A 15,113-nucleotide genomic window follows, 5' to 3' on the forward strand; every position below is an offset into this window, starting at 1 on the left:
CCGACAGCCGAACGGCAACACCTGCGCAACGGTGTCGAAAAGCCCGACGCTTTCCCAACAACCTGTCGATACCCTTGAGTTGACTGCGACGGGGGTGGCGGGTGGACAGAGAGCTGTACGGCCGCGAGGCGGTCTTCCAGGATTCCGGGCTCGCGGCCCGGCTGACCGGGCTCGCCCCGGAGGGCTTCGCGCGGACCGCGTACGAACACGGCGACGATCCGCCCGTCACCGTCTTCACCGGCGGGCGCGGCATGGGCAAGACGGTCCTGCTCAAGCAGTTGCGCAACGCCTACAAGGGGGCCACCCCGCTCGCGCTGCTCGACTGCGCGCACATCGAGCCGCCCGCCGACCACGGCCCCGGCTGGAACCCGCTCACCGGCGCCCTCGCCGAGCTCGCCGAGCAGCTCGCTCCGCGCGGTTTCGCCTCCGCGCCCGTGGAGTTCCCCCGGCTCTCGCTCGGTCTGGTCGCCGTCGCCTCCACCAGCTGGTCGCGGGAGGACGAGGAGCGGGCCCGGCACGATCTGCAGCGGCTCGGGCCGGTCCTCGCGAGCGTCGACGCGGCCAAGGGGGCCGGCGCCACCTGGGTCACCAAGGTCCTCAGCAAGCTGGCCGCCAACTTCGCCGAGGCCACCGCCCCCATGGCCGGACTCCTGGCCGAGGCGACGGTGGAGACGGTCCTGGAGGAGGTGTTCGGCCGCGCCCAGCGCCGCTCCGAGAGCTGGTACGGGAACTACCGCAACGCCGGCGGCCGGGGAAAGATCGGCCTCCAGTACCTCGCCAACGACTTCGAGCAGGGCGGCCGGCGCCGCCAGGAGGCCGAGAGCTTCCTCGTCGGCGCGCTCGTCGAGGACCTGTACCGCGCGTACACCGGCCTGCTGCGGGCCGGAGCCCGCCGTGGCCGGCCCGTCCTCCTCCTCGACAACGCCCATGAGCCGCTGGGCCGCCGCCTGATCGAACCGATCCTGCGGGAGCGCGCCGCCGGGCGCCGCGACCGCGTCGTCGTCTTCGCCACCTCCCGGGTCCGCGATCACGAGGGCATGCGCCGCGCGACCCGGCTGAGGCTTCCCGAGACCGCCCGCATGGCCCCCTGCCCGCGCGGCACGGACGTCACCTCCGGCATCCTCGCCGTCGAGCTGACCCCGTTCTCCCCGGCCCACGCCCAGTCCGCCTTCGACCGCCACGACCCGGCCGGACGGACCCCGGCCGACCTGGCCCGGGGCGTCCACCGGCTCACCGGCGGGCGCCCCCTGGGCGTGACCCTGCTGAGCCGGGCCGCCGGCGAGGCCCCGGCGCGGCTGCGGTCCTCCCTCACCCCGGGCGCCCTGCTCGACCTGACGGTGGAGCTGCGCGAGGACACCCCGCCGGTGCCGGTCGCGCCGACGCTCCTCGAAGAGCTGCTACCCGGTGAGCACCACGGCCGGCTCGCGGTGCTCGCCGCCGCGCACGACGAGACCTCCGCCCGGCTCCTCGCCCATACGCGGCTGCCCGGCGAGTCCCCGGACGGGGACATGGCGCTGGAGGTACGGGACCGGCTGCGCGCCCAGGGCTGGCCCACCAGCCCCGAGCACTTCGTCGCCGATCCGCTGCTGCGCGCCCTGCTGCTGCACCGGCTGCGTTTCGAGGACGGCGAGACGTACGCGACCTGGCGGGCCGTCCACGAGACCCTGCACCAGCACTACGACCAGGAGTCCGGGCTCCCGTACCGCCTGCACCACGAACTGGCCCTCGGCCGGACCGGACAGGCGGTGACCCATCTGCGGGTGACGTTCCCGCGTCCGGACGTCGAGGGCTGGCTGGGACGGCTGCGGTTCATCGCCTCGGCGCCCTACCCGCGTACCCGCGACCGCACCGACGACCGCGACCGCACCGCCCCCGACGCCACTCCCGACACCCCCGCCCCCGCCTTCCCCGACCTCCGCCGGGCCGTCGCGCTCGGGCAGCGGCCGCCGGACCGGCTGCCGGCCGGCCTCGACGGCGAGGCCACCGAACTCCACCTGCGCCTACGGCGGTTGCTGCACGCCGTCTGGCTGCTGACCGACCCGCTCGCCCTGCCCGACGAGGAGGTGACGGAGAAGCTGGCGTACGAACTGCGCCAGCTGTCCGGCCGCCACCTGACGGGCAACCGACCGCTGTGGGACGCGGCCACCCACTGGCCGACGGACATCCGCGCCTGGCGGGAGCTCTCGCTGCCGTCGACGCGCGAGGACGGAGTCTGAGGACCATGCTCGCCTGGCTGCGCTTCCACCTCTGGCACACCACCCGTCAGCGGATCCTCACCTCCGTGGTGGTCCTCGCCGTCCTCGGCTCCCTGACCGGGTACGCCGTGAACCGCGCCACCACTCCGGAGGACCGCTCCTGCGCCCCGGGCGTCGAACGGCCCCCGGGCAGCACCGAGTGCGTCGGCGTCAACGGCGACGGCCACGACTTCGGCGTCCCGACGCTGACCGAGGTGGCCGGCCGCATCCGCGACGAGAACCGCACGCTCAAACAGGGCGAGTACGCGACCGTCGCCCTGCTCCTGCCGCTGACCTCCACCGACAGCGGCATGCGGGTCAAGGTCCTGCACGAGGTCCAGGGCGCCTTCGCCCGGCAGTACCGTGCGAACCACGAGTCGAACAGCGAGACCCCGAAGATCCGGCTCGTCCTCGCCAACACCGGCAAGGGCAACGCCCACTGGCGTACGACGGTCGACCGGCTGAAGGCGATGAAGGACGGCCCCGACCGGCTGCGGGCGGTCTCCGGCGTCGCCACCTCCTCCACCGAGATACGGCTGGCGGTGGCGGCCCTGACCGGCGCGGGCATCGCCGTCGTCGGTACGACGATCACCGCCGACGACATCGCCAACGGCCCCGGCCCGGGGAACAACCGCTACCCCGGCCTCGCGCGCGTCTCGCCCACCAACGGCGACGAGGCCAAGGCCCTGGCCCACTTCGGCGAGGTGGAGGCGTCGAAGGCGCTGCTCGTCCAGGACACCAGGACCGGCGACCACTACACCGACACGCTGAAGGCCGCGTTCGCCGGCTCCCTGAAGGGCGCGCCGTACGAGCCGCAGCTGTTCACCTCGCCCGCCGACCCGACGGAGGAGGGCACGACCGCGAACACCTTCCGCCAGATCACCCACCTGATCTGCGACACCCGCGCGGAGACCGTCTTCTTCGCGGGCCGCCACACCCAGCTGCGGCAGTTCATCAACGCGCTCGGCGCGCGCGGCTGCGCCGAGCGGGCGTTCACGGTCCTGACCGGTGACGAGGGCTCGTACCTCGGAGCGGACCGGAAGCTGAACCGGGCGGCGCTGAAGGCGAAGCTGACCGTCCGCTACGCCGCGCTCGCGCACCCCGACGCCTGGCGGCCGGCCGCCGGCCGGCCGGTGCCCGCGACGGGCGGCTCGACGGCGGCCTACGAGACGTTCCTCGCGGACATCGCCAAGGCCTCGAAGGAGCCGGTCGCGCTCGCCGACGGGCAGGCGATCGTCGCGTACGACGCGATGGCGACGGCGGTCCACGCGATCCGGCAGGCGACACCGCAGGGCAGCCAGTATCCGGAGGCGGCGGACGTGGTCACCCAGTGGCCGCAGGTGAAGGGGTCGCTCCGGGTGGACGGCGCGAGCGGCTGGATCTGCCTGGACAACTTCGGCAACCCGTTCAACAAGGCCGTCCCGATCGTGGAGCTGGCCCTGGACGGCACCCAGCGCTTCGTCCAGATCGCCTGGCCGGAGGGCAGACCCCCGACGAAGGACTGCTTGCCGCCGAGGCGCGGCTGACGACGACAGGCAACGAAAACAGGGCGTGAGGTCTACGGCTCCCACTTGGGCCAGGGCGCCTCGTCCCGCGCGTACAGGTCCCGCAGGTGCTGCCAACGCTCGGCGGTCCACTCCAGCCAGTCCGTGGGCCGGCCCTCCAGGGCCTCCGCCAGACGCTCGAAGTGGTCGTGCCACCCCGCCAGCATGTCCAGCTTCTCCTCCCGCGTCCCACGGAACTCGTTGGTGAAACGCAGCACGGTCGACCCGCGCAGCACCGTCTGTCCGCCGTCACCGCCGCCCGGTTCCAGGTGGAACCGGATCCGGCCGTGCGGCGGGCCGACCGTGTACTCGGCCACGTACTCCACGTCCCAGGCGGTCACCCGCCCCGAGACCACCGTGTCTCCGTTGAGCCAGCGCAGCGTCACCGCCCCGCCGAGCCTCGGCTCGAGACGGTCCGCCGCGCAGAGCCACTCCCGCAGGCCCTCCGGTGTCGCGACGGCCCGCCAGACCCGCGCCATCGGGTGCGGCAGATCGATCACGTACCGCAGGTGGTGCAGGTCGCCGTCGTGGGTCTCGCACCTGCCCTGCGGTATCCGGCTCATCGCTCCCGCTTCCATACCTCCAGCGTGGCGCCGGCGCGCGAGCCGTGCCAGCTCAGACGCCGGCGTAGGAGTGCTTGCTGGTCACGAAGATGTTGACGCCCCAGTAGTTGAAGAGGAAGCAGGCGAAGGCGATGAGCGCGATGTACGCGGCCCTGCGGCCCTTCCAGCCGGCCGTCGCGCGCGCGTGCAGGTACGCGGCGTAACCGACCCAGGTGATGAAGGACCAGACCTCCTTGGCGTCCCAGCCCCAGTAGCGGCCCCACGCGTCGCCGGCCCAGATCGCGCCAGCGATGATCGTGAACGTCCACAGCGGGAAGATCGCCGCGTTGACCCGGTACGAGAACTTGTCGAGCGACGCCGCCGACGGCAGCCGCTCCATCACCGACCTGGCGAAGGGACCGGGCTCGCCGCCGGTCGCGAGCTTGTTCTCGTACGAGTCGCGGAAGAGGTAGAGCAGGGTGGCGACCGCGCCCAGGTAGAACACGGCACCGCAGAAGATCGCGGTGGAGACGTGGATCCACAGCCAGTACGAGTCGAGCGCCGGCACCAGCTGGTCGCTGGGGGTCTTCAGCCAGGTCACGGCCATGCCCAGGTCCAGCAGGACGGTCGTCATCAGCGGCAGGCCGAGCCAGCGGACGTTCTTCCCGGCGAGAAGGAAGCCGAGGTACGCGCCGACCGCCACGGTGGAGAAGGTGGTGGAGAACTCGTACATGTTCCCCCAGGGGGCGCGCTGCACGGCGAACGCGCGGGTGATCACACCGGCCGCCTCGATGAGGAACGCGAGGGTGGTGAGCGAGACGGCGATACGGCCGTACAGATCGCCCTTGACCGTGCCGCCGGCCGCGCCGGGGCCGTCGGGCACGTCCCGGGTGCCGGCGCCGGACCGGGTGACGACCTTCGGCTGGTCGAGCACGGCGGTGGAGCCGGCCTGGTTCACCCTCACCGTGACGGCGGGAGCGGCGGCCGTCACGGCCGTCGCGGTCGTCGCCGTCAGCTCGGCGGCCGTCCGGCCGACCTTGCTGCGGCTGCCGAACACCCACTCGGCGATGTGGGCGAAGAAGGCCAGCGTGTAGACGGCCATCGAGGAGTAGATGAGCATGTCGCTCATCCGCGCCAGGCTCTCGTTGGTCTCGGCGGCGAGACTCACGGCGAGATTCACTTCTCAGCCCCTTCGGCTTCGGCAGGGTCGGCTTCGGCAGGTTCTTCCGCGGCTTGCGGCGCAGGGTCTTCCGCGGCTTCCGGCGCGGTCGGCTCGGGCCCGGTCGGCGCGGTCGGCGCCTGGGCGTGGAGCGAGAGCGCGAGGTCGGCCAGCTCCTCGGGGAGCTTGGCGGACTCGCTCCGGCCGAGGCCGGCCATCTCGACGACGGTGACCCCGTCCTCGCTCCGTACGGCCCGGACCCAGACCCGGCGCCGCTGGATGAAGAGCGAGCCGGACAGGCCGGCGATCGCGGCGATCGCGCCGGCGAGGGCGAGACCGTTTCCGGGCTGCTGGGAGACCTGGAAGCTCGCCCACTCCTTGATGTCCTTCTCGAAGGTGATCGAGCCGGCGCCGTCGGGCAGCGTCATGGTCTCCCCGGGCAGCATGCGCTGCGCGAGCTTGTTGCCGTCCTTGTCCTTGAACTGCGTCATCTTGGACTTGTCCAGCTGGTACACGTTCTGCGGCAGGCCGGAGTCCACGCGCAGGTCGCCGTGGTAGCCGGTGAGCGCCATGACGGGGAAGTCGAGCGCCGGGAACTGCGAGAACATGTCACCCTTGCCGGCGCCCGCGAAGGTCGGCACGAAGAAGGCCTGGAAGCCCAGCTGCTCCTTCTTGCCGTTCTTGTCGCGGTAGCCGTCCATCACCTTGATCGCGCCGGTCGAGGTGATGTTGTTGTCGAAGGGCAGCAGTGGGACGGCACCGTGGAAGACGACCTTGCCGCGGCCGTCCTTGACGGTGACGACGGGCGCGTACCCGTGGGCGATCAGGTACACCTTCGAGCCGCCGACCTCCAGTGGCTCGTTGACGCGGATGACGGCCTTCTTGTCCGTGCCGCCCGCCTCGGAGTAGGTGACGGCCGCCTCGAAGGTGCGCGGGGTGCCGCGCTGGGGGCCGGTCTTCTCGTACGTACCGGTGAAGCTGTCCAGCTGGAAGCTGAACGGCGCGAGGTCGTCGGTGCTGTAGAGCGAGCCGGACTTGAAGTCGTCGTACTGCGTGAGGGTGTTCGAGAAGCCGTCGCCCTCGATGATCAGCTTGCCGCCCTCGGACTTGAAGAGCTGGCCCCAGGCGAACGCCACCAGCATCACGATCAGCGCGATGTGGAAGAGCAGGTTGCCCGCCTCGCGCAGATAGCCCTTCTCGGCGGCGACCGCGTCCTTGACGGTGTGCGCGCGGAAGCGGCGCTCCTTGAACACGGCGAGCGCGGCCTCGCGGACCTGCTCGGGCTCGGCCTCGGTACGCCAGGTCGTGTACGCGGGCAGCCGCGTCAGGCGGCCGGGGGCGCCGGGCGGCAGGCCGCGGAGCTGGCCGACGAACTGGCCGGTGCGCGGGACGATGCAGCCGATGAGGGAGACGAACAGCAGGATGTAGATCGCGGAGAACCACACCGAGCTGTAGACGTCGAAGAGCTGGAGCTTCTCGTAGATCGGCGTGAGCGTCTCGTGGGCCTTCTTGAAGGTCTGCACCTTCAGCTCGTCCGCGCCGTTCTGCGGGATGAGGGAGCCGGGGATCGCGCCGAGGGAGAGCAGGAAGAGCAGGATCAGGGCGACCCGCATGGAGGTCAGCTGCCGCCAGAACCAGCGGATCCAGCCGACGACACCGAGGGTGGGGCCGCCGACGGCGCTCTCCTCCCGGGGCGCGGTGGAGAGCTGGGACCCCGCCTCGCCGAGTTCGTGAGCGTCGGTCGTCGTGTCCGTCGTGTCCGTCGTGGTGTCGGTCGTCGTGTCGGTCGTGGTGTCGGTATCGGTCTTGCTCATCGGAACTCTCAGATCCCCACCGTGAAGCCGCTGGACCAGCCCTGCATCGTGGAGACCATGCTGTCCCACGCTCCGGTGAGCAACAGCAGACCGGTCAGGATCATCATGCCGCCGCCGATTCTCATCACCCACACATAGTGCTTCTTGATCCATCCGAACGTGCCGAGGGCCTTGCGGAAGGCGACCGCGGCGAGGATGAAGGGGACGCCGAGCCCCAGGCAGTACGCGACGGTCAGCAGGGCGCCGCGGCCGGCGCTGGCCTCCTGCGCGGCGAGCGCGTTCACGGAGGCGAGGGTCGGGCCGATGCAGGGCGTCCAGCCGATGCCGAAGAGCGCGCCGAGCAGCGGCGCGCCGACGAGGCCGGTGACGGGCTTCTTGTGGAAGCGGAACTCGCGCTGGGTGAACCAGGGCATGAGGCCCATGAAGAAGACGCCGAGCGCGATCATCAGGATGCCGAGGACGGTGGTGAGCGTCTCCCGGTACTCCTGGAGGGTCGAGCCGAAGTAGCCGAAGAGCGCGCCGCCGGAGACGAAGACGGCGGAGAAGCCGAGGACGAAGAGGGAGGCGCCGGCGGCCATCCGGCCGCGCTTGGCCTCGGCCAGGTCGGTGCCGGTGACGCCCGTGACGTACGAGAGGTAGCCGGGCACGAGCGGCAGGACGCAGGGGGAGAAGAAGGAGACCAGGCCGCCGAGCACGGCGATGGGCAGGGCGAGGAGCAGGGCCCCGCTGAAGACCGTCTCGTTCACGTCACTTCTCCGCGAGAAGCGGCTCGATCATCGAGCGCAGCTTCTTCTCGTCGAGTGCCATGAGGGAGCGGGCGGCGATCTTCCCGTCCTTGTCGAGCACGACGGTGGACGGAATGGCCTGCGGATTCAGCGTGCCCTTGGGGAATCCGTTGAGGATCAGCTTCCCGGAAGGGTCGTACAGGCTCGGATAGGGCACTTTGTAGTCGACTTCGAAGGTGATCGCCTGCTGCTTGTTGAAGTCGCGGGTGTTCAGGCCGACGAATTCCACGCCCTTCGGCTTGAGGTCGGCCGCGACCTTGGCGAAGTGGGGCGCCTCGGCCCGGCAGGGGCCGCACCACGAGCCCCAGACGTTGAGGACGACGACCTTGCCCTTGAGGTCGGCGATGTCGAGCCGCTCGCCCTCGATCGTCTCGCCCGCGATCTCCTTGGTGGCCTTGCGCTCGCCCTTGGCGACGGTGGAGACACCGCCCGTGTTGGTGACGAAGTTGGTGTCTCCGCCACCGCCGGACTTGCCGTTGGTGTCGGAGCCGCAGGCCGACAGAGCGAGGGCGACCGACAGCGTTCCGACGGCGAGCAGGGTGCGTCGAGGGGCGCGGCTAAGGCTCATGTGAAAAGTTTCGCATGGGCGTTTGGGGGATCTTGGGCACCCCCCTATGTGCCCGCAAAACCCCCATGTGAAGACGGCTTAAGCGGGCCGGAGGAACGTGTTCCAGCCACCGGCGGGTGACTGCCCGACATCGAGCGTACGGAGTTTGGCGAGGATCTTGGGGTCCTGGACGTCCAGCCAGTCCACGAACTGCTTGAAGGAGACGAGCCGGACGTCCTTCTTGCCCGCCATGCCCTTGAGCGCCTCTTCGACGGCGTCCATGTAGATGCCGCCGTTCCACTGCTCGAAGTGGTTGCCGATGAAGAAGGGCGCGCGATTGGACTCGTAGGCGCGGTCGAATCCGGCGAGATAGGCCTCGGTGGCCTGCTTGCGCCAGCCGGGATAGCGCGAGGGGACGCCCTTGGTCGTGTTCTTCGACTGGTTGGCGAGGATGTTGTAGTCCATGGACAGGACCTCGAAGGAGTGGCCGGGGAACGGCACGGCCTGGAGCGGGAGGTCCCAGATCCCCTGGCGCTTGTCCGGCCACGTCTGGCGGCCGCCGGGCGAGCTGGCGTCGTAGCGCCAGCCGAGCCGCTTCGCGGTGGGCAGGAGGTTGTCCTGGCCGAGAAGGCAGGGCGTGCGGCCTCCGATGAGCTCCTTCTCGTAGTCGAAGGGCAGCGGGTCGAGGTCGGTCCAGCCGCTGTTCGTCTTCCATTCGGTGACGAACTTCACGGCCTGGTCGATCTCGCTCTGCCACTGGGCGGGGGTCCAGTTGCCGACGGAGCCGGAGCCGCCGCAGAAGTGGCCGTTGAAGTGGGTGCCGATCTCGTGCCCGTCGAGCCAGGCCTGACGGACGTGCTTGAGGGTGTCCTTGATGTGGTCGTCGGTGAGGTAGCCGATGTCGGAGGCGCCGACGCGGTTGTTCGGCGGGCGGTAGAGGCTCTTCTTCGACTCGGGGAGGAGATAGATCCCGGAGAGGAAGAAGGTCATCGCCGCGTCGTGGTTCCTGGCGAGTTCGAGGAAGCGCGGGAAGAGCCCGTTGCCGACCTCGCCGGCACCGTCCCAGGAGAAGATCACGAACTGGGGCGGGGTCTGGCCGGGTTCGAGCGGGACGGGGGCGTCGGGCTGGTGCGGCTGCTTGCCGGTGTCCGCGGTGGAACCGTCGCCGATCGGCTTGACGTCGTCCTGGGTCGGAGCGGGTGTGCTCGGGTTTCCCGAGGCGTCACCCCCCTTACCGCCCCCGCCCGACCCGGAACCTCCCTTTTTGTCCGGTTCGTTGATGCCGCACTCGGCGATCCCGATCGCCGCCGCAGCACCAACGCCCGCCCCCAGAAGGCCCCTTCGACTGATCCCGTGACTCCCGCGCATGACGTCCCCATTCGCGTCGCTGACGTATGACCGAACGGATCGAACGGTCATCCAACCGACATTGAGTGAGATGCCGGGCCGAACACGGAGGTTCCGGTGATTAGCACAAAAATTTCAGGGCGACCGGAGGGAATGATCCCATCCGATCGCCCTGACGGTGTACCCCTCGGACGTACGCGATGTGCGGCGACGCGCGACCGGGGCCGGCCCGTACGGACCCGACCCCCTACGCCCTGACCCCCTACGCCCCGAAGCCCTTCGACTGCCCCTTGACCGGCTTCGCGCCCGCGAGCAGATGCGGCGGTACGAGATCCCGGGCCGGCTCGCTGTACCCGACCGACACGATCTTGTCGCCCTGGTACGTGAACGAGGTCAGCGAGGCCAGCGTGCACTGCCGGCGCCTCGGGTCGTGCCACAACTTCCGCTTCTCGACGAAGCTGCGCACGATCCAGATCGGCAGCTGGTGGCTGACACAGACCGCCTCGTGACCGCGCGCCGCGTCCTTCGCCGCGTCCAGCGCCGCCATCATCCGCACGACCTGCTCGATGTACGGCTCGCCCCAGGACGGCTTGAAGGGGTTGGTGAGGTGCTTCCAGTTGCCCGGCTTGCGCATCGCCCCGTCGCCGACCCCGAAGGTCTTGCCCTCGAAGACGTTGGCGGCCTCGATGAGGCGGGCGTCCGTGGCCACGTCGAGGCCGTGGCTCTTGGCCACCGGCTGGGCCGTCTCCTGGGCGCGCTCCAGCGGCGAGGAGACGACGTACGTGATGTCCCGGCCGGCCAGGTGCTCGGCGACCCGGTCGGCCATCCGCCGGCCGAGCTCGGAGAGGTGGTAGCCGCCGCGGCGGCCGTAGAGGACACCGTCGGGGTTGTGCACCTCGCCGTGCCGTACCAGGTGGACGACGGTGATGTCGTCGTCGCTCTTGCCGGTCATGCGGTCGCCTCCGCCGCGGCGCGGGCGGCGGCGGGCAGCGCGGCGGCGATCCGCTCGACCGCGCGCTCGTCGTGCGCCGTGGACACGAACCAGGACTCGAAGGCGGAGGGCGGCAGGTAGACCCCGTCGGCCAGCATCGAGTGGAAGAAGGCGTTGAAGCGGAAGGCCTCCTGCTTCTTCGCGTCGTCGTAGTCGCGGACCTCGTCGGCCGTGAAGAACACGGAGAACATGTTGGACGCGGTCTGCAGCCGGTGCGCGACGCCCTCCTTGGCGAGCGCGCCGGTGACCAGGGACTGGATCTCCCGCGAGACCGCGTCGACCTTGTCGTACGCCGCCGCGTCGAGCAGCCGCAGCTGCGCGAGCCCGGCGGCGGTGGCGATCGGGTTACCGGACAGGGTGCCCGCCTGGTAGACCGGGCCGGCCGGGGCGAGGTGCCCCATGACGTCGGCGCGGCCGCCGAAGGCCGCGGCCGGGAAGCCGCCGCCCATGACCTTGCCGAAGGTCATCAGGTCGGGCGCGACACCGTCGATGCCGTACCAGCCGGCGCGGGAGGTACGGAAACCGGTCATCACCTCGTCGGAGATGTACAGCGCGCCGTTGGCGGAGCAGAGTTCCTTCAGGCCGGCGTTGAACCCCGCCAGCGGCGGCACGACGCCCATGTTGCCGGGCGAGGCCTCGGTGATCACGCAGGCGATCTCGCCCGGGTGCGCGGCGAACGCGGCCCGGACCGCCTCCAGGTCGTTGTACGGCAGGACGATCGTGTCACCGGCCTGCGCACCGGTCACGCCGGGCGTGTCGGGCAGACCGAAGGTGGCCACGCCGGAGCCGGCAGCGGCGAGCAGCGCGTCCACGTGCCCGTGGTAGCAGCCGGCGAACTTCACGACCTTGGCCCGGCCGGTGAAACCGCGGGCGAGCCGGATCGCCGACATGGTGGCTTCCGTACCGGAGGAGACCAGCCGGACCTGCTCGACCGGCGCGATCCGGGAGACGATCTCCTCGGCGAGGGCGACCTCGCCCTCACCCGGCGTACCGAAGGAGGTGCCGCGGGCGACGGCGGCCTGCACCGCGGCGATCACCTCGGGGTGGGAGTGACCGAGGATCATCGGCCCCCACGAGCAGACGAGGTCGACATACTCGCGACCGTCCGCGTCGGTGAGGTACGGGCCGGTACCGGACACCATGAACCGGGGCGTACCGCCCACGGCCCGGAAGGCGCGCACCGGTGAGTTCACGCCGCCGGGCGTCACGAGGGACGCGCGGTCGAAAAGCGTCTGTGAGACTGGGGCTTCGTATGAATACGGCACTGTGGTCCTGACCTGCGAGTAAGTCTGCGAGTACGGAGAGACGGCGTGGGCACCCTGTGAATTACGCCGGGGCGTCGGTCCTCCGCGTCTGCGAAACTGGGGCGTCATAGGGATGGCTCACGGAATCCATGGTGTCAGAGGGCCGGACGTTCTTGCGGACAGGTGTTTCACCGCGAGAGCGTGGGGGAGGTCACTGTCACGATGATCGGCTTGCGCGGCGGGGGTCGTGCTGCCCAAAAAAGCAGTCGGGTGGAGATATGCATCGCGGTGGCGGACTGGGTGAGGGGACGGACGACCTGGGTCCGGAGCCTGCCCGGCGGGGGAAGCACCGCCGACGGCGTACGGAAGGCCCCACGGGCCCTGCGGGCACCTCGGGTGTGCCAGGAACGCCTGGGCCGGCGGGCGTGTCAGGAACGCCTGGGACGTCAGGATCGTCTGAACCCACAGGACCCATGACAGGGGGCGGGAGTGGCCGGTTGGGTGTGACGTACAAGTACTTCGGCGCACCCGACGGCGCCACGGCGGCCCGCGTACCGATCTCGATGCGCCCGGAGGAGCTGGGCGGCGACGAGCTCGGCATGGGCGGCATGTTCACCAAGATCAAGCCCGAGACGATAGCCGCGATGGTCCTCACGGGCATCCAGGGCATGCCCCTGCACAAGGTGCCCCCGCTGGAGCTGGTCGTCCTCCACCCCGATTACGCCGTGGTGAAGCTGCCCATGACCGTGGTCGACCCGCTGCGCGGCATCGGCGAGGAATCGGTCGGCGCGGCGGCCTTCATCTGGTCCACGGTCCCGGACCGCGGCGGCCCCCGGGACGCCTTCAACGTCTACCAGCTGCTCCACGAGTGGCAGGACTTCTCCCACCGACTGCACGAGGCGGGTCACCAGCCGTACTGCCTGGTCTGGCCCTGAGCCTGCGTTGCGCCACCCTTCCCCGTCCTATAAGTGCTGAAGTAAGTGCTGAAGTTACGACAAACAGCACAAAGCGGACGGACGAGGAAGGACGCACATCGTGAGCAGAGCGCGCCTGGCCGGCGAACCCATGCAGATCGGCGAGGTCGCCGCGCGGACGGAACTGCCCCTGCGGACGATCCGCCAGTACGAGGACTGCGGCCTGGTCGTCCCGTCGGCGGCCTCCCCGGGCGGTTTCCCGCTCTACACCGACGCCGACGTGGACCGCCTGATGGTGATCCGCCGGATGAGACCCCTCGGCTTCACGCTCGACGAGACCCGCGACCTCCTCACCACCATGGACCGCCTGGCGGCGGACCGCCCCGGCACGGCCTGGGAACTCTCCGCCGAGGACCGCTCCGCCCTGGTCGCCCGCGTCCGCGCCTACGAACACGCCGCCACCGAACGCGTCGCCGCTCTGCGCACCCAGCTCACCCGAGCGGAGGAATTCGCGGCCTCTTTGCGCGCCCGCCTCGGAGAACACGCGGCGATGACGTCCTCGCCCGGCAGCGCCCCCGCCCCTCTGTGACCCACGCCACACGCCGTTCCTGTCAGCAATCGGGGCGCCGTTCCGCTCAATCACCGGGAGCACGACTCACCGGGAGCGAACGAACCGACAGGAGCGACACATGAAGCACCGCATCGTCGTCCTCGGCGCCGGCTATGCCGGGGCCTACGCGGCCGGGAACCTGGCCCGCCGGCTGTCCCCCGCGGACACCGAGATCACCGTGGTCAACGCCGAGCCGGACTTCGTCCAGCGGCTGCGGCTGCACCAGCTCGTGGCCGGCCAGGAGATCGAGGCTCCACAGCTCGCCGACATCTTCGCGGGCACGGGGGTACGGCTGCGCCTGGCCCGTGTCACCGCCGTCGACCCCGAGCGGCGGACCGTCGCCGTGGCCGACACCGACGGCAGCGGCGGCAGCGGCAGCGGCAGCGGCAGCGGTGAGCTCGTCTACGACACGCTCTTGTACGCGCTCGGCAGCCACGTCGCCGACGGCGGCGTCCCCGGCGTGGCCGAGCACGCCTTCGACGTCGCCGGCCGGCCCTCGGCGCTGCGCCTGCGTGAGCGGCTCGACTGCCTTGAGAGCTTGGCGGGCCCGGGCGGCCGGAGCGGCTCGGCCGGCCCTGGCCGCTCCGGCAGGCGGGGCGGCGAAGGCGCGAGTGTGGTGGTCGTCGGCGACGGGCTGACCGGCATCGAGACGGCCACCGAGATCGCCGAATGCCGGCCCGGCCTGTCGGTGACGCTGGTCGCCCGGGGCGAGCTGGGCGCCCGGCTCTCCGCCGGAGCCCGCGGCCACCTGCGCCAGGCCTGCGACCGGCTGGGCATCACCGTCCTGGAGCACACCAGCGTCGAAGCCGTCGAAGCGACGCGGGTGCTGTGCGCCGACGGCACCGCCCTGGCCTCCGACGCGACCGTGTGGACGGCCGGGTTCGCGGTCGACCCCATCGCCGCCGTCGGCGGCCTTGAGGTCACCGAGAGCGGTCGGATCGTCGTCGACCGCACCATGCGGTCGGTCTCGCACCCGAACGTCTACGCCGCCGGCGACAGCGCCTACGCCATCGGCGACAACGGCCGGCCGCTTCCGATGTCCTGCGCTTCGGCCGGCTACACCGGCCGGCAGGCCACGGACGCGATCGTGGCACGCCTGACCGGCCGCGAGATCGCGAACATCAAGCTGGCGTACCCGGGCAACCACATCAGCCTGGGGCGGCGGGACGGGATCCTGCAGATGGTCGACCACGAAGCGCGGGCGAAGCCGACGTACGTGGGCGGCCGGAAGGCCGCGCGGATCAAGGCCGGCATCCTCAGGCTCTCGCTGTGGAGCATCTCGCACCCGACCTTCGGCCTGCCCAAGCGCACGCACCGCCTGACCGCCGCGCCAGGGCACGTCCGCCGGGAAGACCGTCGCGCGGCCGCCCGGCTACGGTGAT

The 15,113-nt window shown here is 70.9% G+C and carries 13 protein-coding genes; 5 read left to right on the plus strand and 8 right to left on the minus strand.

Annotated features, from left to right (window positions below; all coding sequences use genetic code 11):
* Positions 1-101: 101 nt before the first annotated feature.
* Both ACF06X_RS24155 and ACF06X_RS24160 read left to right on the plus strand, forming a co-directional pair.
* Positions 102-2,216, plus strand: coding sequence for a hypothetical protein (locus ACF06X_RS24155; RefSeq protein ID WP_392289365.1), 2,115 nt, complete (start codon positions 102-104; stop codon positions 2,214-2,216).
* Between the two features lie 5 nt (positions 2,217-2,221).
* Entirely contained in the window at positions 2,222-3,760 is a 1,539-nt protein-coding gene (locus tag ACF06X_RS24160; protein WP_392289366.1) for an ABC transporter substrate-binding protein, read from the plus strand.
* Between the two features lie 32 nt (positions 3,761-3,792).
* On the opposite strand, the gene ACF06X_RS24165 is transcribed toward ACF06X_RS24160, so the two are convergent.
* From ACF06X_RS24165 to hemL, 8 genes are all read right to left on the minus strand, one after another.
* Positions 3,793-4,341: an SRPBCC domain-containing protein gene (locus ACF06X_RS24165; RefSeq protein ID WP_392289367.1), complete on the minus strand. Its 549-nt coding sequence runs from the start codon at positions 4,339-4,341 to the stop codon at positions 3,793-3,795.
* A 52-nt stretch (positions 4,342-4,393) separates the two neighbouring features.
* Positions 4,394-5,488 carry a c-type cytochrome biogenesis protein CcsB gene (ccsB, locus tag ACF06X_RS24170; RefSeq protein WP_392289427.1) on the minus strand — a complete coding sequence of 365 codons (1,095 nt, stop codon included), beginning with the start codon at positions 5,486-5,488 and terminating at the stop codon, positions 4,394-4,396.
* A gap of 8 nt (positions 5,489-5,496) precedes the next feature.
* The gene (locus ACF06X_RS24175; protein WP_392289368.1) at positions 5,497-7,293 is read right to left on the minus strand and encodes a cytochrome c biogenesis protein ResB; all 1,797 of its coding nucleotides are present in this window, start codon (positions 7,291-7,293) and stop codon (positions 5,497-5,499) included.
* Between the two features lie 8 nt (positions 7,294-7,301).
* Complete coding sequence (locus ACF06X_RS24180) at positions 7,302-8,039, minus strand: cytochrome c biogenesis CcdA family protein (RefSeq protein WP_392289369.1); 738 nt, start codon at positions 8,037-8,039, stop codon at positions 7,302-7,304.
* A 1-nt stretch (position 8,040) separates the two neighbouring features.
* Positions 8,041-8,646 (minus strand): TlpA family protein disulfide reductase, encoded by a 606-nt coding sequence (locus ACF06X_RS24185; RefSeq protein WP_392289370.1) that lies wholly within the window; start codon positions 8,644-8,646, stop codon positions 8,041-8,043.
* Positions 8,647-8,724: 78 nt separating this feature from the next.
* Positions 8,725-9,993, minus strand: coding sequence for a hypothetical protein (locus tag ACF06X_RS24190; protein ID WP_392289371.1), 1,269 nt, complete (start codon positions 9,991-9,993; stop codon positions 8,725-8,727).
* 241 nt (positions 9,994-10,234) lie between these two features.
* On the minus strand, positions 10,235-10,924 hold the full coding sequence (locus ACF06X_RS24195) for a histidine phosphatase family protein (protein WP_392289372.1): 690 nt from the start codon (positions 10,922-10,924) through the stop codon (positions 10,235-10,237).
* Positions 10,921-12,228 carry a glutamate-1-semialdehyde 2,1-aminomutase gene (gene hemL / locus ACF06X_RS24200; protein WP_392289373.1) on the minus strand — a complete coding sequence of 436 codons (1,308 nt, stop codon included), beginning with the start codon at positions 12,226-12,228 and terminating at the stop codon, positions 10,921-10,923. The genes ACF06X_RS24195 and hemL overlap by 4 nt, the downstream gene beginning before the upstream one ends.
* Positions 12,229-12,485: 257 nt before the next feature.
* Here hemL and ACF06X_RS24205 point away from each other — a divergent pair, with 257 nt between their 5' ends.
* The 3 genes from ACF06X_RS24205 (at position 12,486) to ACF06X_RS24215 (ending at position 15,112) form a co-directional block, all read left to right on the plus strand.
* Complete coding sequence (locus tag ACF06X_RS24205) at positions 12,486-13,142, plus strand: hypothetical protein (protein WP_392289374.1); 657 nt, start codon at positions 12,486-12,488, stop codon at positions 13,140-13,142.
* A 115-nt stretch (positions 13,143-13,257) separates the two neighbouring features.
* Positions 13,258-13,710, plus strand: coding sequence for a MerR family transcriptional regulator (locus ACF06X_RS24210; protein ID WP_392289428.1), 453 nt, complete (start codon positions 13,258-13,260; stop codon positions 13,708-13,710).
* A gap of 100 nt (positions 13,711-13,810) precedes the next feature.
* Complete coding sequence (locus ACF06X_RS24215) at positions 13,811-15,112, plus strand: NAD(P)/FAD-dependent oxidoreductase (protein ID WP_392289375.1); 1,302 nt, start codon at positions 13,811-13,813, stop codon at positions 15,110-15,112.
* Position 15,113: the final 1 nt, after the last annotated feature.

It is taken from the genome of Streptomyces sp. NPDC015346, from assembly GCF_043078785.1.
In the GTDB taxonomy this organism is placed as follows: domain Bacteria; phylum Actinomycetota; class Actinomycetes; order Streptomycetales; family Streptomycetaceae; genus Streptomyces.